This is a genomic window from Cobetia crustatorum (assembly GCF_000591415.1).
In the GTDB taxonomy this organism is placed as follows: Bacteria; Pseudomonadota; Gammaproteobacteria; order Pseudomonadales; family Halomonadaceae; genus Cobetia; species Cobetia crustatorum.
In genome coordinates, this window is record NZ_JEMF01000100.1 from 1 (window position 1) to 16849 (window position 16849).

The 16849-nt window shown below is 58.0% G+C and carries 14 protein-coding genes and 1 pseudogene; 8 read left to right on the forward strand and 7 right to left on the reverse strand.

Translation table 11 applies throughout. The annotated features are described in order from the left end of the window. Positions 1–318: Lrp/AsnC family transcriptional regulator (locus BF12_RS0116210; RefSeq protein WP_024953171.1), on the forward strand; the 318-nt coding region annotated here is incomplete at its 5' end. A gap of 151 nt (positions 319–469) precedes the next feature. Here the strand turns inward: BF12_RS0116210 and hppD are convergent. Both hppD and BF12_RS0116220 read right to left on the reverse strand, forming a co-directional pair. Next, a complete protein-coding gene (hppD, locus tag BF12_RS0116215; protein ID WP_024953172.1) occupies positions 470–1549 on the reverse strand; it encodes a 4-hydroxyphenylpyruvate dioxygenase in 1080 nt (359 codons plus the stop codon). 411 nt (positions 1550–1960) lie between these two features. Then, positions 1961–2566, reverse strand: a complete 606-nt coding sequence (locus BF12_RS0116220) for a LysE/ArgO family amino acid transporter (protein ID WP_024953173.1) — start codon at positions 2564–2566, stop codon at positions 1961–1963. Positions 2567–2707: 141 nt separating this feature from the next. Here BF12_RS0116220 and BF12_RS0116225 point away from each other — a divergent pair, with 141 nt between their 5' ends. After that, positions 2708–3706 (forward strand): LysR family transcriptional regulator ArgP, encoded by a 999-nt coding sequence (locus BF12_RS0116225; RefSeq protein ID WP_024953174.1) that lies wholly within the window; start codon positions 2708–2710, stop codon positions 3704–3706. Between the two features lie 22 nt (positions 3707–3728). On the opposite strand, the gene argE is transcribed toward BF12_RS0116225, so the two are convergent. Together argE and BF12_RS0116235 are read right to left on the reverse strand one after the other, a co-directional pair. Next, positions 3729–4958 (reverse strand): acetylornithine deacetylase, encoded by a 1230-nt coding sequence (argE, locus tag BF12_RS0116230; protein ID WP_024953175.1) that lies wholly within the window; start codon positions 4956–4958, stop codon positions 3729–3731. Between the two features lie 145 nt (positions 4959–5103). Then, positions 5104–6030, reverse strand: a complete 927-nt coding sequence (locus tag BF12_RS0116235) for an EamA family transporter (protein WP_024953176.1) — start codon at positions 6028–6030, stop codon at positions 5104–5106. Positions 6031–6211: 181 nt separating this feature from the next. Here BF12_RS0116235 and BF12_RS0116240 point away from each other — a divergent pair, with 181 nt between their 5' ends. Continuing rightward, positions 6212–7591 carry an aminotransferase-like domain-containing protein gene (locus BF12_RS0116240; RefSeq protein ID WP_024953177.1) on the forward strand — a complete coding sequence of 460 codons (1380 nt, stop codon included), beginning with the start codon at positions 6212–6214 and terminating at the stop codon, positions 7589–7591. A gap of 146 nt (positions 7592–7737) precedes the next feature. Here the strand turns inward: BF12_RS0116240 and fdhA are convergent, their stop codons facing one another. Continuing rightward, positions 7738–8946 (reverse strand): formaldehyde dehydrogenase, glutathione-independent, encoded by a 1209-nt coding sequence (gene fdhA / locus BF12_RS0116245; protein ID WP_024953178.1) that lies wholly within the window; start codon positions 8944–8946, stop codon positions 7738–7740. Between the two features lie 420 nt (positions 8947–9366). On the opposite strand from fdhA, the gene BF12_RS0116250 reads away from it, so the two are divergent. After that, positions 9367–9744, forward strand: coding sequence for a hypothetical protein (locus tag BF12_RS0116250; protein ID WP_024953179.1), 378 nt, complete (start codon positions 9367–9369; stop codon positions 9742–9744). Positions 9745–10174: 430 nt separating this feature from the next. Beyond that, complete coding sequence (gene cfa, locus BF12_RS0116255; RefSeq protein WP_024953180.1) at positions 10175–11353, forward strand: cyclopropane fatty acyl phospholipid synthase; 1179 nt, start codon at positions 10175–10177, stop codon at positions 11351–11353. A gap of 61 nt (positions 11354–11414) precedes the next feature. On the opposite strand, the gene BF12_RS20655 is transcribed toward cfa, so the two are convergent. Beyond that, positions 11415–11975 (reverse strand): MarR family winged helix-turn-helix transcriptional regulator, encoded by a 561-nt coding sequence (locus tag BF12_RS20655; protein WP_084488178.1) that lies wholly within the window; start codon positions 11973–11975, stop codon positions 11415–11417. 157 nt (positions 11976–12132) lie between these two features. Then, positions 12133–13686: a sigma-54-dependent transcriptional regulator gene (locus tag BF12_RS0116265; protein WP_024953182.1), complete on the reverse strand. Its 1554-nt coding sequence runs from the start codon at positions 13684–13686 to the stop codon at positions 12133–12135. A 422-nt stretch (positions 13687–14108) separates the two neighbouring features. Between BF12_RS0116265 and phhA the strand changes: the two genes are divergently transcribed. The 3 genes and pseudogenes from phhA to BF12_RS20660 all read left to right on the forward strand — a co-directional run bounded on the left by phhA (position 14109) and on the right by BF12_RS20660 (position 16635). Continuing rightward, positions 14109–15041 (forward strand): phenylalanine 4-monooxygenase, encoded by a 933-nt coding sequence (gene phhA, locus BF12_RS0116270; RefSeq protein ID WP_024953183.1) that lies wholly within the window; start codon positions 14109–14111, stop codon positions 15039–15041. Between the two features lie 62 nt (positions 15042–15103). Then, positions 15104–15442, forward strand: a complete 339-nt coding sequence (locus BF12_RS0116275; protein WP_024953184.1) for a 4a-hydroxytetrahydrobiopterin dehydratase — start codon at positions 15104–15106, stop codon at positions 15440–15442. Position 15443: 1 nt separating this feature from the next. Further along, positions 15444–16635: pseudogene (locus BF12_RS20660) on the forward strand (amino acid aminotransferase). Positions 16636–16849: the final 214 nt, after the last annotated feature.

Sequence of the window (16849 nt, forward strand, 5' to 3'; positions counted from 1 at the left end):
GGCTACCGTGCTCAGATCGATGCTCGCAAGCTGGGACTGAGTCTGATGGCCCTGCTGCATATCTCAATGGATCGACACACACCTGAGCGTTTCGCCAATTTCGAGGATACGATCGCCAGCCTGCCACAGGTCATGGAATGCCTACTGATCACTGGGCAAGAAGCCGACTATCAGCTCAAGGTCGTCGTGAAGGACATGGACGACTATCACGATCTGCTGCTAAAGCAGATTACGCGTATCGAAGGTGTAACCGGCGTGCATTCAAGCTTTGTGCTGCGCCAGGTCATTGATCACCAGCGCGTACCAACGGCATCCTGAGCATTCATCACCAGTGCCTACCGAGACATCCGTAACGACAACGCCCCACCGGGTCTCGGTGGGGCGTTGTCGTTTGCAAGAGTAGTCATCCGCTGTTACTCAGCTTGAATACTCATCTGAACATCACTTGATCCTCAGGAAAACTTCACTATCACTCTGCGTCCAATACACCGCGACGAATCTGATCTTCCTCGATGGACTCGAACAACGCCTTGAAATTACCTTCGCCGAAACCGTCGTTACCCTTGCGCTGAATGATCTCGAAGAAGATCGGCCCAATCACGGTCTCGGTAAAGATCTGCAACAGTACGCCTTCGCCCGGCGCGCCATCGACCAACAGATTCAGCGCTTTGAGATCCTCGACCTTCTCTTCGTGATTCGGCACCCGCGCATCGATCTTCTCGTAATAAGTCGCCGGAGTAGACAAGAACTTGACCCCATTAGCCTTGAGCGCTTTGACCGTGGCGTAAATATCGTCGGTTGCCATCGCCAGATGCTGAATGCCCTCACCGTTATACTCACGAATGAATTCCGCGATCTGTGAATTGTCATCGGCAGACTCATTGATAGGAATGTGCATCTTGCCGCACGGCGCAGTCATGGCCCGTGAGAATAGGCCGGTCATCTTGCCTTCGATATCGAAATAACGGATTTCGCGGAAGTTGGCGATACTGGAGTAGAAGCCGGCCCAAACGTCCATCTGTCCGCGGCCGACATTGTGGGTCAGGTGATCCAGCGTATGCAGGCCAACGCTGTTGCTATTCGGCACCGCGCCTTCAATGGCGACGAAATCAGTCTCGTAAATTGATTGCTCACGATTGTGGTCCACAAAGTAGAGCACTGAGCCACCAATGCCCTCCACTGCTGGAATGCCCACTTCGCCAGGCCCGACCGGATGCACGACACTGCGTGCCCCGTGAGCCAAGGCGTAACGATGAGCCTGCTCGGCATCCGTGACACGCCACGCCATTGCGCAAGCACTCGTACCGTGTGCGGCAGCAAAGGCCGCCGCGGGAGAGTCGGGTTCAGCGTTCAGTACCACATTGATGCCCTGCTGCTGGAACAGGAAAACCTGCTTGGAACGATGACGACGAGTCTCAGTAAAGCCGAGCTGGTTGAACAAGGCGCGCAGCCCTGCAATGCCAGCAACATCTGGCGCCGTAAACTCGACAAACTCGAAGCCGTCAGTGCCGATAGGGTTGTGCTGTTCAATACGCGCAGGTGCATTCATGAGGGACGCTCCAAGTGTCAGGCTGCCGAAACATGAGCCGGCGAGAAAAAGGGAAAAGCACAAAAGCCGTCAGATCAGACATTGGGCGTGGGCGTAAGAGTAAGAGTGAGCATGGTCGCTGCCACTTCACTCTTTCCGCCCTTCCTCCAATGTCTGCGCTGAATATGTGACCTCAATCTATGCCCTGCCCGCCGCTCTGCCCATGCCCGCTAACGCGCACTCTCATGCTGCCGTGCCTCTTGCAGGCTCCATGCATGTAACGAAAACCTGCCAACCATGAAACCCGTTATACGAGGGCCGTTGTAGCGGCGCATCAACATGACACATCGTCATGTTTTCTTTACACATACTATCGTGACTCTTCGCCATTCACGTCTTGCCGTCCATCGGCGGTTGATTTGGAGGCCAGCCTTATAGCCAGGCACCGCTTCCCAGCTGCCATGCCACCCATAGCAAGATAATGGCGATAAAGGCTTCAATACACTGCCAAGCACGTGGACTGGTCAGGCGTGGCGCCAGCCAGCCCGCACCGGCCACCAGGCCAAAGAACCACCCAGACGAGGCCAGACTAGCCCCTATAATGAAGCCGACCGGCGATGTCTGTTGCGCACCGATAGCCCCCAGCATTACCAGGGTATCCAGATAGACCTGCGGATTGAGTAGCGTGATGGCCAACGTCGCTGCCACTACCTTGCCAAGACTCGCCGTGAGGGCACTGGTTGCCGTGAGCTGACCGCCCGTACGCATACGCCCTATCGCCTTGCCCGCCTGCCAAAGCAGGAACACAACCCCGCCCCAGCGAGCCACACTCATCAGCAGCGGAGATTGCTGTATCAGCGTGCCCAATCCCAATACGCCGATGACGATCAACAACCAATCACACAGCGCACAGATCCCCGCGACCCACCATTGATGTTCTCGCTTGAGCCCCTGGCCTAGCACGAAGGCATTCTGTGCTCCGATCGCGATGATCAGGCCTGCACCAACACCCGCTCCATTGAAGAATGACCACCACATGTTGTGCCCTTTTTCATTTGTCATATTTCACAAATACAGCGCCATGACTTCCAAGCCGGTGCGGCTGCAGCCCGAAGCAGAGTACGCTAGGATGTTTCTATCAAGGAAATTGATTCAGTGAATGACTCATAAGGATTTCTGATGCTCGATTACAAACTGCTGGAAGCACTAGCGGCAGTCATCGACCAAGCGGGGTTTGAGCGCGGCGCACGTGCGCTAGGACTCACCCAGTCAGCTGTCTCGCAACGTATCAAGTTGCTGGAGGCGCGACTGGGCCAGCCGGTACTGGTACGGACTCCCCGCCTGGGGCCGACGCCATTGGGCCGTCGCTTGCTGAATCACGTACAACAAGTGCGTCTACTGGAACATGATCTGCTCGATCAGATTCCCGCATTGGGTGAGAGCGAACAACGTCTACGCATCGCCATCAATGCGGATTCTCTGGCCACCTGGTGGCCGAAAGTGACCGGTATCTTCTGCCAGGAGCGCGATCTGCTGTTGGATATGCTGGTGGAAGATCAAGAAGTCGCGCTCAAGCGCATGCGCGATGGCGAGGTCGCTGGCTGTATCTGCGCCACCCCACGGCCAGTGCAAGGCGCACGCTCTCATCCGCTGGGCAGCATGCGTTATCGAGCACTGGCCAGCCCGGATTTTGTGCGGCGATACCTGATACCCACCGATGCGTCATCCGCAGACCACAAGACCGATAGCAAAACAAAGAACCAGAAACAGAGCACTTCACTTGAGATGCCTGAGCATCTGTCACACGAGGTGCTGCGCCGCATGCCGGCCATCGTCTTCGGCCGCGATGACAAGCTGCAACATCGCCTGCTCTCCAGCATGGGCTTTGACGAACCCTTCCCTCATCACCTGTGTCCATCATCGGAAGGCTTCGTTCGCTTGGCATCAAGTGGCATGGGATACGGCATGATTCCCGAGCAACAGGCCCGCCATCTGCTAGAGAGCGGCGAGCTGATCGACATTGCGCCGAATCATGCGCTCGAGGTTCCACTTTACTGGCATCACTGGCGCCATGGTGGCAACACGCTTGAGCGCTTGACCGACCACTTGCTGCGCCACTGTGAATCACTGTTGTTGCCCATGCCGGAGCAGGACCCGCCTCGCCCCGGCACACTGTAATAAGCTCAGAGGGAAGGCAGCCTCAGCCAGCTTGCTGCTCGCGCACGAGTTGCGCGAGGAAGCGGTCACAAGCAGCCAGCTGACTCAGCTCGATATACTCATTGGCTTGATGCGCCACGCCAATCGAGCCGGGACCGCAGACCACGGTCGGCCAACCTTCGCTCTGGAACTGGCCCGCCTCAGTGGTATAGGTGACGGCTTCACTGGCGCGGCTATCGCCCAGCAGACGCTGACAGAGACGAATCGCCGGATCACGATCACCGTGGCCCAATGACGGCACTGTCTCTACGGTGCGCTCACTGCGAATCCCTACCTGCGGTGCCCGCTCTCGATACGGGGCGACCAGCCGTTCCGCATAGGCATCTATCTCAGCCAGCATCGCCTCGACATCCTCGCCCGGCAAATGACGTAGCTCCCAATCAAAGATGCACTCACCCGCCGTGATATTGACCGCCGTACCGCCTTCGATACGCCCGACATGCAAGCTGGCATGCGGCACATCGAAACGCTCATCAAGGTGTCCACAGTCAATGCGTGCCTGCATGCGGTCTTCGATGAAGGTCACCATGCGCGCCGCCAGATGAATCGCGCTGACGCCCTGATAGACCTGACTGGAATGCGACGGCTTGCCTGTCACCGTGGTGCGCAGATCCGTGATGCCCTTGTGGGCATCGACGATCGCCATCATGGTCGGTTCTCCGACCAGCACCGCTGCCGGACGCGGCAGGCGATCACGCAGGCGAGCGATCATCCGTGGTGCTCCCAGACAGCCGATCTCCTCATCGTAGGAAAAGGCGAAGATGACAGGTTTCATCAGCTTGCCTTCATGCTGAGCGCCGACCAACGCTGGCACCGCTGCCATGCAGCAGGCAATGAAGCCCTTCATGTCAGCAGAGCCACGCCCGTAGAGGCGCCCATCAGCCTCGCGCAGCGTGAACGGGTCACTGTCCCAGGCCTGTCCTTCCACCGGCACCACATCCGTATGTCCGGAAAGCACCACACCGCCCTCGATCTCAGGTCCAATCACCGCCAACAGATTGGCCTTGTCGCCACCGTCGTTGTGAATGACTTCCGCACTCACACCGGCCACTTCCAGTGCATCACGCAGGCAATGGATCAGCGCCAAGTTCGACTCGCGTGACACGGTATTGAAGCTGACCAGATGTGTAAGCCAGGCATGGCTATTCGGCCAGTCGGAGAAATCTGCCTGACGCGGCAGCTGAAATTCTGTCGTCACGTGAGCAGTGGTCATGAACGCCTTCCTGTCATCATCGGATCTGGTGAGCGCCATCTTCATGCAATGACGCGGCATGCACATCGGTATAACGCAGTGCATGCGTGGCAACAAGGGGCTGACAACAGGCGGTCGAAAACGGCAACAACGCAGGACGCCCAACTCAGGGCGCCGATGCCTCCGCGCGATCTTGACTTGCAGCCGGCAGCTTGCGATCACTCTCGCCAGGTGTCTTGTTGCGTTGGGGATATAGCACCAGCGCGATACCCAGCAGGAAGGTGCTGCAGGAGATCCACTGTGTCAGCGACAGCTGTTCATCATAGATCGCGTAGCCGCTGAGCAACGCGAACACCGACACCAGCAACGTCATGGGCGCCAGCTGACTCATCGGGTACTTGAGCAGCATCTTGTTCCAGACCCAGTAACCGAATAGCGTCGTCGGATAAGCCTGAAACAGTACCGAGATCCAGGCATCCGCGCCCCACTGTTGATAGGTCGCACTCAGCACGCCCCAGCCGTTCATCGCGATGCTCAGTGCCATCAGCGGTAGCGGTGCAAACAGCATGCCCCAGATATTGAAGGCAAAGGGAGCCCGCGTACCGGAACTGCGCAGAATCACGCCAGCCAAGGGCCAGCAGATCGCCGCCAGCATGATGAAAGCCACTCCCGCCAGTGTCACATTGCCGTTGGTGTAGAAGATAGAGACCACCAGCCCCATCAGCGAGATCAGGATGCCCGCTGCCATGCGTGATGAGATGACTTCCTTGTAGAGCAACACGCCAACCAGCACCGTCGTCAGTACATCGGTCTGCAGCAGTACCGCCGCCATGCCCGACGACAGACCGAAGGTGATCGAGCACGAGGCCATGCCCCAGATACCGGTCCCGAATACCAGCCCATAGGCGATCAGATAGCGCCATGGCACATCCGGATTGCGAATGAAGAAGATGATAGGAAAGGTGGCACATGCGAAGCGTGCCGCAGCGATCAACAACGGGTCCAGCTCGCTGACGCCCAGCTTGATCATCGAGAAGTTGAACCCCCAGATCGCCATCACGCTGATGATGAGCAGTAAATCCCGTCCCTGCATGGCTGTTCTCCTGATTTTGGCCCTGGCCCTGATCCTATATTCAAGACGCGGCGCGGCGTGGTGCTGGCGCTTGGGTGAAGCACTAGCGGCGTGTCATGGACAAGAACGCCAGTCTCGCTTGCCGCTTCAGAGCCGTACAGATACAGTTTCTGGACATTCCACCAGTACAGTTCATCCAGCCATGGCGCGATACCGACAACTGGCAGAGAAGTGCATTCACGACATCCAGGCCGGAAAGCTGACTTCCGGTGACCGCATGCTGTCGCTGCGCCAGTTTGCCCACCAGCATGGCATCAGCGTCTCGACGGCAGTCAGCTGTTATGCGGAGCTGGAGTCGCAGGGATGGTTGATGGCTCGCCCGCAGGCAGGATTCTTCATCGCCGATCAATCGCATGTCGTGCCCATACCCACCTGGCAACCGTTTCAAAGCCGAGTCACCACTCCCACCACGCTTCGCCACCGCACAGACATCGTGTGCGGACCGCTCGGCACGGCGCATCTAGCGCTGGACAAGGTGACTCGACAGGCGCTAGATCGCAGCCTGCGCCGTGCCATGCAACGTGCCTCACACACGCTCACTCAGTACCCTGCCCCTCAAGGCGAACCCGCGCTGTTAAGTACGCTGGCGACACATTTCACCCGGGCCGGCTTTCCTCTGAGGGGTGAGGAACTGGTCATCACCCACGGTTGCATGGATGCGGTCAAGACGGCGCTGCAGGTCTGCACTCAACCCGGCGATACGGTGGCGGTCAGCTCACCGTGTTACAACGGCCTGCTGGACCTGCTGTCACAGCTGTCGTTGAAAATCATCGAAATTCCCTCGTGCGCGGAGGGCATCGATCTCGACCAGTTCGAGCAACATCTGGCACGCGGCCAGCTACAGGCCGGACTGTTCTGCACCACCCACATGAATCCACAGGGGATCACTCTTTCCCCTACGCAGAAGCAGCGACTCGCCAGTCTGGCCAATCACTACCGCGTGCCGGTGATCGAAGATGATGTCTATCTCGAACTGACGCATCATCAGCCACTGCCATTGCCAACGGCCTACCACGATGAGGGCGGCTTCGTGCTGTGGTGTGGCTCGGTCTCAAAGACCCTGTCGCCGAGCTATCGACTTGGCTGGTGTCGACCCGGCCGCTTCTTCCAGTCCTATCTCAAACGTGCACTCGGTGTGCCGACTCTGGTGCAGTGCGCAGTCGTGGACTTCATCGAGAGTGGCGCCTATGCGAGCCATCTCAAACGAACCCGCCATCTCATCCGCCAGCACAAGGCCGGCTATCTCCGCTATCTGAGTCAGCATCTGCCCTCAGGTAGCCGCGTGACGCAGCCGGATGGTGGCCTGGTGCTCTGGATTGAGGTACCTGGCCTGGATGCCAGCGCCGTTGGCAAGGCCGCCGAGCAGGCACAGCTCGATATCCGCATCGGGCCGTGGTTTACCGAATCAACGCGCTACCTGAATTGCCTGCGACTCAATATCGGCCTTGCGCTGGATGAGCAGGTCGAGCAGGAGCTTGCCCGCCTGATGATGCTGATCGAGGCGCACTGTTCATCAGCCTGAACATCGCTTCCAGCAGCCAGACACGACGATGCCACGCCTTGTGATCAAGGCGTGGCATCGTCGTTTACGGAAAAATGACGACAACAAGGCTTGCTACATTTACTGCCACAAGACTTGCTATCACAAGATGTCAGTCCTGCCTGGCCTCAGGCAGCGCGGCCGTTACGCACCATGGAGTGCGGATCGATCACGAATTTCTTGGCGGCACCACCATCAAAATCAGCATATCCCTGTGGCGCTTCTTCCAGACTGATGACCTGAACATTGACGGCATCCGCGATGTTGACGCGACCGAACAGAATCGCCTGCATCAGCGGGCGGTGATACTTCATCACTGGGCACTGGCCAGTATGCAGCGAGTGAGACTTGGCCCAGCCGAGCCCGAAGCGCATAGAGAGTGCACCGATCTTCGCTGCCTCATCCTCGGCACCCGGATCTTCAGTGACGTAAAGGCCCGGGATGCCGATCTGCCCGCCAGCACGTGTCAGCGCCATCGCCGAGTTCAGCACCGTCGCCGGTTGCTCGCGTCCGTGGTCGCAACCACAGCCGTGTGCTTCAAAGCCGACACAGTCAACGAAGCAATCGACTTCACGGTCGCCCAGAATCACCTCGACCTTGTCTTCCATTGAACCTTCCTGACGCAGATCGATGGTTTCGCAACCAAAGCTCTCGGCCTGCTTGAGACGCTCAGGAATCATGTCGCCGACGATAACGCAGGCCGCACCCAGTAGCTGAGCAGAGACCGCCGCCGCCAGACCCACTGGCCCTGCACCTGCGATATAGACAGTGGAGCCCGGGCCGACACCCGCCGTTACACAGCCATGGAACCCTGTCGGGAAGATGTCTGACAGCAGCGTCAGATCACGAATCTTCTCCATCGCCTGATCGGCATCCGGGAATTTGAGCAGGTTGAAATCAGCGTACGGCACCATGACGTAATCCGTCTGGCCGCCGGTCCAGCCCCCCATGTCGACATAACCGTAAGCAGCGCCGGGACGTGCCGGATTGACGTTCAAGCAGATACCGGTCTTGCCTTCCTTGCAGCTACGGCAACGACCACAGGCAATATTGAACGGCACCGACACGATGTCACCAACCTTGATGAATTCCACGTCACGCCCAGCCTCAACGACCAGTCCGGTGATCTCGTGCCCCAGAACCAGCCCTTCTGGCGCGGTGGTACGGCCACGCACCATGTGCTGATCGCTACCGCAGATATTGGTCGAGACGACCTTGAGGATGACGCCGTGCTCACACTTGCGATTCCCCAGTGCGAGTGTCGGATAATCCAGCGACTCGACACTGACCTTTCCACCGCCCTGATAGACGACTCCGCGATTGGCATTGGCTGACATGACGTACTCCTGATTGGCGTAGATGGCGGCGCTTGCGTGAATGGCGCTTGATACGCCTGGCGCGAGATGACCCACTATCGGTATGGCGTCCAATAGGAAGGGATGCCCGCAGCGTAGGCCGGTGAGCATTCGCCAGCTGTCCAGATGAGGCATCGACATGTCTATTTGAGACATCTCGCGACCAAAGTGGCAGAAGGATCTCAGTGCCTTCAGCCGCGGTGGGTAATCACGGCAATCCCATCCTGTTGCCGTCGACAGACAGTTCGCGTCGAAACATCTCTACACTTGAAGCCACCCGCGGTGCCCCAAGATTGAGGTGCATGGCAAAGTGTTGCCACAGGCTTTGCTGCTCTACTCCGCCAGACACGGTTGATATGTAAGCCGTGAGCAGTCAGGCGTTAATCACATCAAGGAGAGATCATGACCATGACTTCCACTGCAATGCGTACCACCTTCATGACACTGGCTATCGCTGGTTCCGCCTTCATTGCCGGTTGCGGTAACACCAGCGTGATCGAGAAGCAGGACACGCGCTATGAAGTCAGCGCTGTCGACGAGAACCGTGACGATGCTCTCGCTCAGGTCAAGGAGCGCGCACTTGAGGTCTGCGAAGAGCAGGATCGCGACAAGTATGATGTGATCGATTCCCGCGTCTTCGGCCCGGAAGATGCCACTGCCAAGAATGCCGACGGCAACCGTCAGCTGGAAGGCGGCACCGTCAATGAAGACACCGAAATGGCCGCTGCCACTCACGAAGGCGAAGGCTACAAGGTCGTATGGACCGTACGCTGCCGTTAAGCGCTACGCCTAGCATTGATATAAAGAGAAGCACATGAAAAAGCCGCCCACTGGGCGGCTTTTTCATGTGCGACATTGGTGATGGGCTAGCGCAGCAATGTGCTATTCCCAATATCTCTGATAACACCTTCAGCACTTGAGAAATTTCGATTCCTGCCCTGCATGCCTCCCATTGCCACAGCCAGCGCAACGATCTGTTGCAATAGATGATTGATACTATCCCTCCATATCAGGCGTCGCTTGTCTATGCTGTGAGCAATACTTCTACTGCGGCTATCTTCTAAAGCGCCCAAGATGACAACAAGCACCACGACAGCCCTGCATATCGGTCTATGACACAACACACCAGACACATGCTGGCTGACAACATGCCATGACGAACCCATCAGGACACCTTATTGCGCTCATTGCGCCGTCAAGGAGGCTACCCATGACCCTCGAGCAACGCTTGGCCCCTACCGCTTTACCTGACACCCGACACCGACAGGTGACTGAACGCCTGCTGAAAGGCTCCGGAGTCAGACTCAATGGTGATCAGCCCTGGGACATATGCGTCCGACACCCAGATCTTTTCCGGCGTGTACTGCATCAAGGCAGCCTTGGATTGGGCGAGGCCTACATGGAGGGCTGGTGGGACTGCGAGCAGATCGACGAGATGATATATCGCCTGCTGAAACATGGCTTGGGCCATCGTGCCCACACCTTCGGTGAGCGGATCGCCTATCGCCTACAGGCCGGCGTCATCAATCTGCAGAGTCGTCGACGCGCCGGCGAGGTGGGCAAGGTACATTACGACTTCGGCAACGATCTCTTTACCCTCATGCTCGACACCACTCTGTGCTACAGCTGCGGCTACTGGAAGGGGTTGGCCACCACGCCTGACAATCTCCAGCTTGCTCAGGAGGCCAAGCTCGACCTGGCCTGCCGCAAGCTCGGACTGGAACCCGGTATGCGGGTACTGGATATCGGCTGTGGCTGGGGGAGCTTCGCCGCTTACGCCGCGCACCACTATGGCGTGGAAGTCGTCGGCATCACCATCTCCGCTGAGCAGGCCGCCTTGGCCCGCGAGTACTGCAGTGGCCTCCCCGTGGAAATTCTACTCAAGGACTATCGCGATGAGGATTTCCGCCGTGAGGTAGGTACTTTCGATGCCATCGTCTCCATCGGCATGTTCGAACACGTCGGCCACAAGAACTACGCCACCTACTTTACTCATGCCGCACGCCTGCTGCGCCCCGGCGGCCGCTTCGTGTTGCACACTATCGGCTCCAACCAGAGCGATATCTCCGCCGACCCATGGGTCAACCGCTACATCTTCCCCAATGGCGTTCTTCCCAGCGCCAGTCAGCTGATCCGCGCCAGCGAAGACCATCTGATCATGGAAGACTGGCACAACTTCGGCGCCGACTATGATCCGACGCTGATGGCCTGGCGAGCGAATCTCGATGCTCATTGGAATGCACTGGCCGATACCTATTCACCACGTGACAAGCGCATGTTCGAGTACTATCTCGGCGCCTGTGCCGGTGCCTTCCGTGCCCGACAGCTCCAGCTGTGGCAGGTCGTCTTCACTCATGGCACCGCAGGTCGCTATGATGCGCCGCGCTGAGTATCAGCGATCAAGAAAGAGCCAATCGGTCACGAAAAGTCCGCGATGACATTACCGAAAGTCATGCCATGTTGCCCTCATCTCCCAGCGATGCATGTCTATCCGCCTGGGAGCGATGGATACTGACACTCGCATTGGCTTCCAGGGTCAGCAGCATTTCAGCGAACTGGTTCAGATCAGCATCATCGAAACCGACATACAGCTCGGAACGCACTCGAGAGATACGCTCGGCGACTTGCTGCAAGCAGTCACGCCCCGCTGCGGTGAACCACAAGCAGCGAGCGCGCTTGTCAGTAGCATGCGCACCACGCCGAATCAGCTGCTGGGCTTCCAGCTGATTGAGAGTCCGCGTCAACGAGGGCATCTCGATACCCAGCTCACTGGCGAGCATCTGCTGGGTACAGCCCTCGCCGAGCTTGTCCAGATGCACCATGACCGTCCAGCGTGCCTCAGTCATGCCAAGCGGCTGAACTGCGATAGTGATGGCCGTGCGCCACACACGATAAACGCGACCGACCAGCCCCCCTAACGAGGGCTTGATTGTTTCGTGGAGATGCAACTCTTCCGGACATGACTTGTCCGGGCGCGGCTCAAAATCAACCACGGCTGAATTTTCCTGCATGACCATCCTCGCGACAGCAGGCCCTCATGAAGCCCTTATACAAGTAACTTTTGAGAGCCTGCGTTTAATTTAGCGTGCTAATAACATGGGCGAATCATACGCTTCACCAGCAGGCAAGACAATTCAATAATACGGATATTCGTCGATCAAGAATGACTCACTCCTGGCCGATACCATGACGCTTGAGCTTGTTGGCAATGGTGGTGTGCGATACACCCAAGCGCCTCGCCAATAGGCGACTAGAGGGAAAATCCGGATACAGTCGCGCCAGTACCCGCCTCTCTACCTCATCGTGGATATCGCCGAGGCTACCCGCCAGATCGATGCTCTCGAGACCGTCTTCACGTGCCTCTCCTGTCAGACGCAGGTGCACCGCCTCGATCACCTCGCCGTCGCACAACGATACGGCCTGAAACAGTACGTTCTCCAGCTGACGCACGTTGCCCGGCCAGTGGTAGCCGCGCAGGCGCGCCATCGCCTCCGGCGAAATATCGCGTACGCGAGCACCAATCTGGCGTACAGCACGTTCAAGAAAGTGACGGGCCAGCTCTTCCAGACCATCCAGACACTCTCTCAACGGCGGAATCTGTACTGACAGCACATTGAGACGATGGAAGAGATCGTGACGGAAGCGTCCTTCGCTACACAGCGCAGGCAAGTCTTGTTGAGTGGCGCAAATAACGCGCACATCAAGGAAGGTTTCTTCGTCACTCCCCACACGCCTGAAGCCGCCGTCCTGCAAGAAGCGCAGCAGCTTGACCTGCATGCGCGGGCTCATCTCACCCACTTCATCGAGGAAGATGGTGCCGCCGCTGGTCAGCTCCAACAACCCGAGCTTGCCTTCAGGGCGTGCCCCCTCGAAGGCACCGGGTGCATAACCAAACAGCTCCGTCTCCGCCATGGATTCCGGCAGGCCCGCACAGTTGAGCGCCATGAATGGCGCCTGCCCGCGAGGACTGGCCAGGTGACAGGCGCGTGCCAACAGCTCCTTGCCAGTCCCTGTCTCACCTTCAATCAATAGCGGCGCGTCCAACGGCGCCATGCGCCTAGCCTCTTTTACCACGGCTGACAACTGGCGACTGGCCTGAAAAATGGCCTCGAAGCCACGCACCTCGGTGCGCTGGACTTGGTAGATACGCGAGCCAAGACGGTCCGCGCGGTGCAGTGTCACTACGGCACCTGCCAACGAGGCCACATCTTCATTCTCGGTATGCAGTGGCGCGATATCAGCGAGGAACGTCTCATCACCGACGCGCAACCTGAGGCCGTTGACGCGAGCATTGTTACGTCGAATCAGGTCCGGTAGATCGACATCCTGAATATGGCGTGTGAGTGCCAGGCCCGGCACCTCGTCGATGCGCACTCCCAGAAGCTTGCCAGCTGCTCGATTCGCCGCGACTACGCGGCCATCCATATCAATGGACATCACTGGGTCCGATAGCGAAGACAGCAACGCATTGAGCTCCAGATGGCGGCGCTCGGTAGGCATCAAACTGACGCGAATCACCTTGAACACGCCAGAAATCTCTTCAAGCGCAGGCTTCAAGGTGGAGAGCTGCATACGCAGCATGTTGGGCACGTGAAGATATATGGTGTTATTGGCTTCGCCGCCTACCTCTCCACGCAACACGTTGAGTCCGTAGTCAGCAAAGAGCGCAAGGATGTCACGCAAAATACCGATCCGATTCTGGCAAGTCAGTTTGAGGCGCATGTGTCTCTCGGCGTTGTTGTTGTCAGGTGTCTCGCGATCAAAAAGGTCTGCCAGCAGCCAAGGCAGCTCTATGACATGACGTTAACGTAAGCATTGACAAGATCGTCGTAAAGTCTTCTTTACGATAGATGTATTGACGTGACGCATTTGTGCCACAGATACCGGCACACACGACCCATTGCGCAGAGCTGTCAGGTTTATGTGACGATATTGTCTGTCACTGGCTTCCGGAAAACGCTGACCGACACCATTTTCCTCTAGCCAAAGCCCATCGTGCACGCCTAGCGTAGAGGAAGATGCCAAGCGCGCCAGAATCACTTGATGCATCCCACAACGATACGGCGATACACATACAACGGCTGTAAAAAAACAACATGGCTGCGCACGCAGCCCAGCGGTACCGAAACCGCCAGGGAGGTTGCATGAACGCTTCGCAAGGTCGGCAATGGCCTGACACACACACCGCTGTCACACCCTCACCCAGCCCCCATTCTCACGTGGCCTCGTCTCCCTCTGCACAGGACAAGGGCACCCGTTACATCGCGCGTGAACCAGATGCCAATGGAATCATCCACTACAGCACGGAAGAGCATGCCACCTGGCAAACGCTGATGGAGCGCCAGATGGCGTTGGTAGAAGGTCGGGTCTGTCGTGAATATCGGCAGGGTCTTGAGCGCCTTGCCTTGCCCCATGATCGCATCCCGCAGCTCGGCGAAATTGATCGTGTACTGAAAGCGACAACCGGCTGGCAGACCGCACGTGTGCCAGCACTGATTCCCTTTACGCGATTTTTCGAGTTGCTGGCCGAAAAGCGCTTTCCTGTCGCAACCTTCATTCGCAGCCCGCAGGAACTCGACTACCTGCAGGAGCCGGATATCTTTCACGAAATTTTCGGCCACTGCCCGATGCTGACCAACCCAGCCTTTGCCGAGTTTACCGCCACCTATGGACGCCTTGGGCTGGCCGCCAGCAAGGAAGAACGCGTCTATCTGGCACGCCTGTACTGGATGACCGTCGAATTCGGCATGCTGCGCGAACGCCAATCTGATGGCAGCAACGCCTTGCGCCTGTATGGCGGCGGCATCATCTCTTCACCGCGTGAGACGCGCTACGCGCTCGGTGAGTTAGGCGATACGCTCGGTCGTCCTGAGCATCTCGACTTTGATCCTGTCGAGGCACTACGCACGCCTTACCGCATCGATATTTTACAGCCGCTCTACTATGTACTGAAATCGCTGGATGACCTGCATGAACTGGCAGGCCGCGACATCATGGCGCTGGTGCATGACGCCATGCGCATTGGCCTGAAAACACCACGTTTTGCGCCGAAAGATGCTGGGGCCACCAGTGCTTGAAAGTCCTATCACGTCGATCCCTATAATCACTCATGTCTAGTCCTGACGATGGAGATTTGCCCATGACCGATCTTGCCAATCAATCCTGTGAAGCCTGCAGCTTCGATGCCCCCAAGGTCAGCGATAGCGAAATCGAGACGCTCAAAGGCGCCATTCCTGAGTGGCAGTTGCTTGAGCGCGATGGCATCATGCAACTGGAACGATGCTTCACGTTCCGCAACTTCAAGCAGGCGCTGGCATTCACCAATCGCGTAGGCGAGATTGCCGAGGAAGTCGGGCACCACCCGGCACTTCTCACCGAATGGGGCAAGGTCACCGTGACCTGGTGGTCCCACGAGATGAAGGGCCTGCACAAGAACGATTTCATCATGGCCGCCAGAACCGACGAGGTAGCGAAATAAGATGTTCGAGCAGATTGCGCGTGTACCCGGGGATGCCATCCTCGGCCTGATCGAGGCCTTCAACAAGGACACCAACCCGCAGAAGGTCGACCTCGGAGTGGGTGTCTATCGCGATGCGAACGGCAACACGCCGGTGATGCGCGCGGTCAAGCAGGCCGAAAGCCGCCTGGTCGACAATGAGGTCACCAAGACGTACATCGGCTCTCACGGCGATCCGCGCTTCGGCAAGGTCGTGCTGCCGATGGTGCTCGGTGTATCCTCGCCAGTGCTGGCGGCCAATCGTGCCAGCGCCACTCAGGCACCTGGTGGTACCGGTGCGCTGCGTCTGGCCGCTGACTTCATCGCCAGCAACCTGAAGGGCCGTGATATCTGGCTGTCCACCCCGACCTGGCCGAATCACCTGGCATCTTCGATGCCGCAGGCGTGACGCGTCACAGCTACCCGTATGTCGATGAGCACAATCGCCTCGACTTCGACGGCATGCTGGCGACGCTCAAGACGATTCCGGAAGGCGACGTGGTACTGCTGCACGCCTGCTGCCACAACCCGACCGGCTTCGATCTCAGCCGTGAGCAGTGGGATCAGGTGCTGGAAGTCGTCCAGTCCCGCAAGCTGCTGCCGCTGATCGATTTCGCCTATCAGGCTTCGGTGACGGCTTGGAAGAAGATGCCTACGGCGTGCGTCTGCTGGCCGAGAATGTCGATGAAGCTATCATCACCAGCTCCTGCTCCAAGAACTTCGGTATCTACTGCGAGCGTACCGGCTGCCTGATCCTGATCGCCAAGGATGAGGAGAACATGCTGGATGTGCGCTCCCAAGCCGCGATCACCGCACGCGAAAACTATTCCAACCCGCCAGCACACGGTGGCGCAGTAGTGATCGACATCCTCCAGGACGACACCCTACGCGCCGAGTGGATGAGCGAACTGACCGAGATGCGCGAGCGCATCAATGGCCTGCGTCGTGACTTCGTCGAAGCGCTCAAGCCGTATGGTCTGGATGAGCAGTTCGCCTTTATCGCGGAGCAGCGCGGCATGTTCTCCTACACCGGTCTGACGCCGGAACAGGTTGACCGTCTGCGTGACGAATTCGGCATCTACATGGTGCGCTCTGGTCGTGCCAACGTGGCGGGCTTCTCGACCGAGAACCTGTCCTACGTGGCCAAGGCTATCGCTGCTGTCGTCAAAGGCTAGGCTGTAAAGCCAGCGCTTGATGCTGCGAGATGCATGAAAGCACGAAGCCCGCCAATTGGCGGGCTTCGTGCTTTCATGCATTGTATTTTTAGACTCGTACTTTTTAGATCAGGAAGACGGCTTTACCTCACTCATTCCTGCTCGTCATTCCCTGTCGGAAGCTCGGCAAGACACGCTGCCACTTCGGCTTCCAGCAAGGCGATCAATCGTGTCT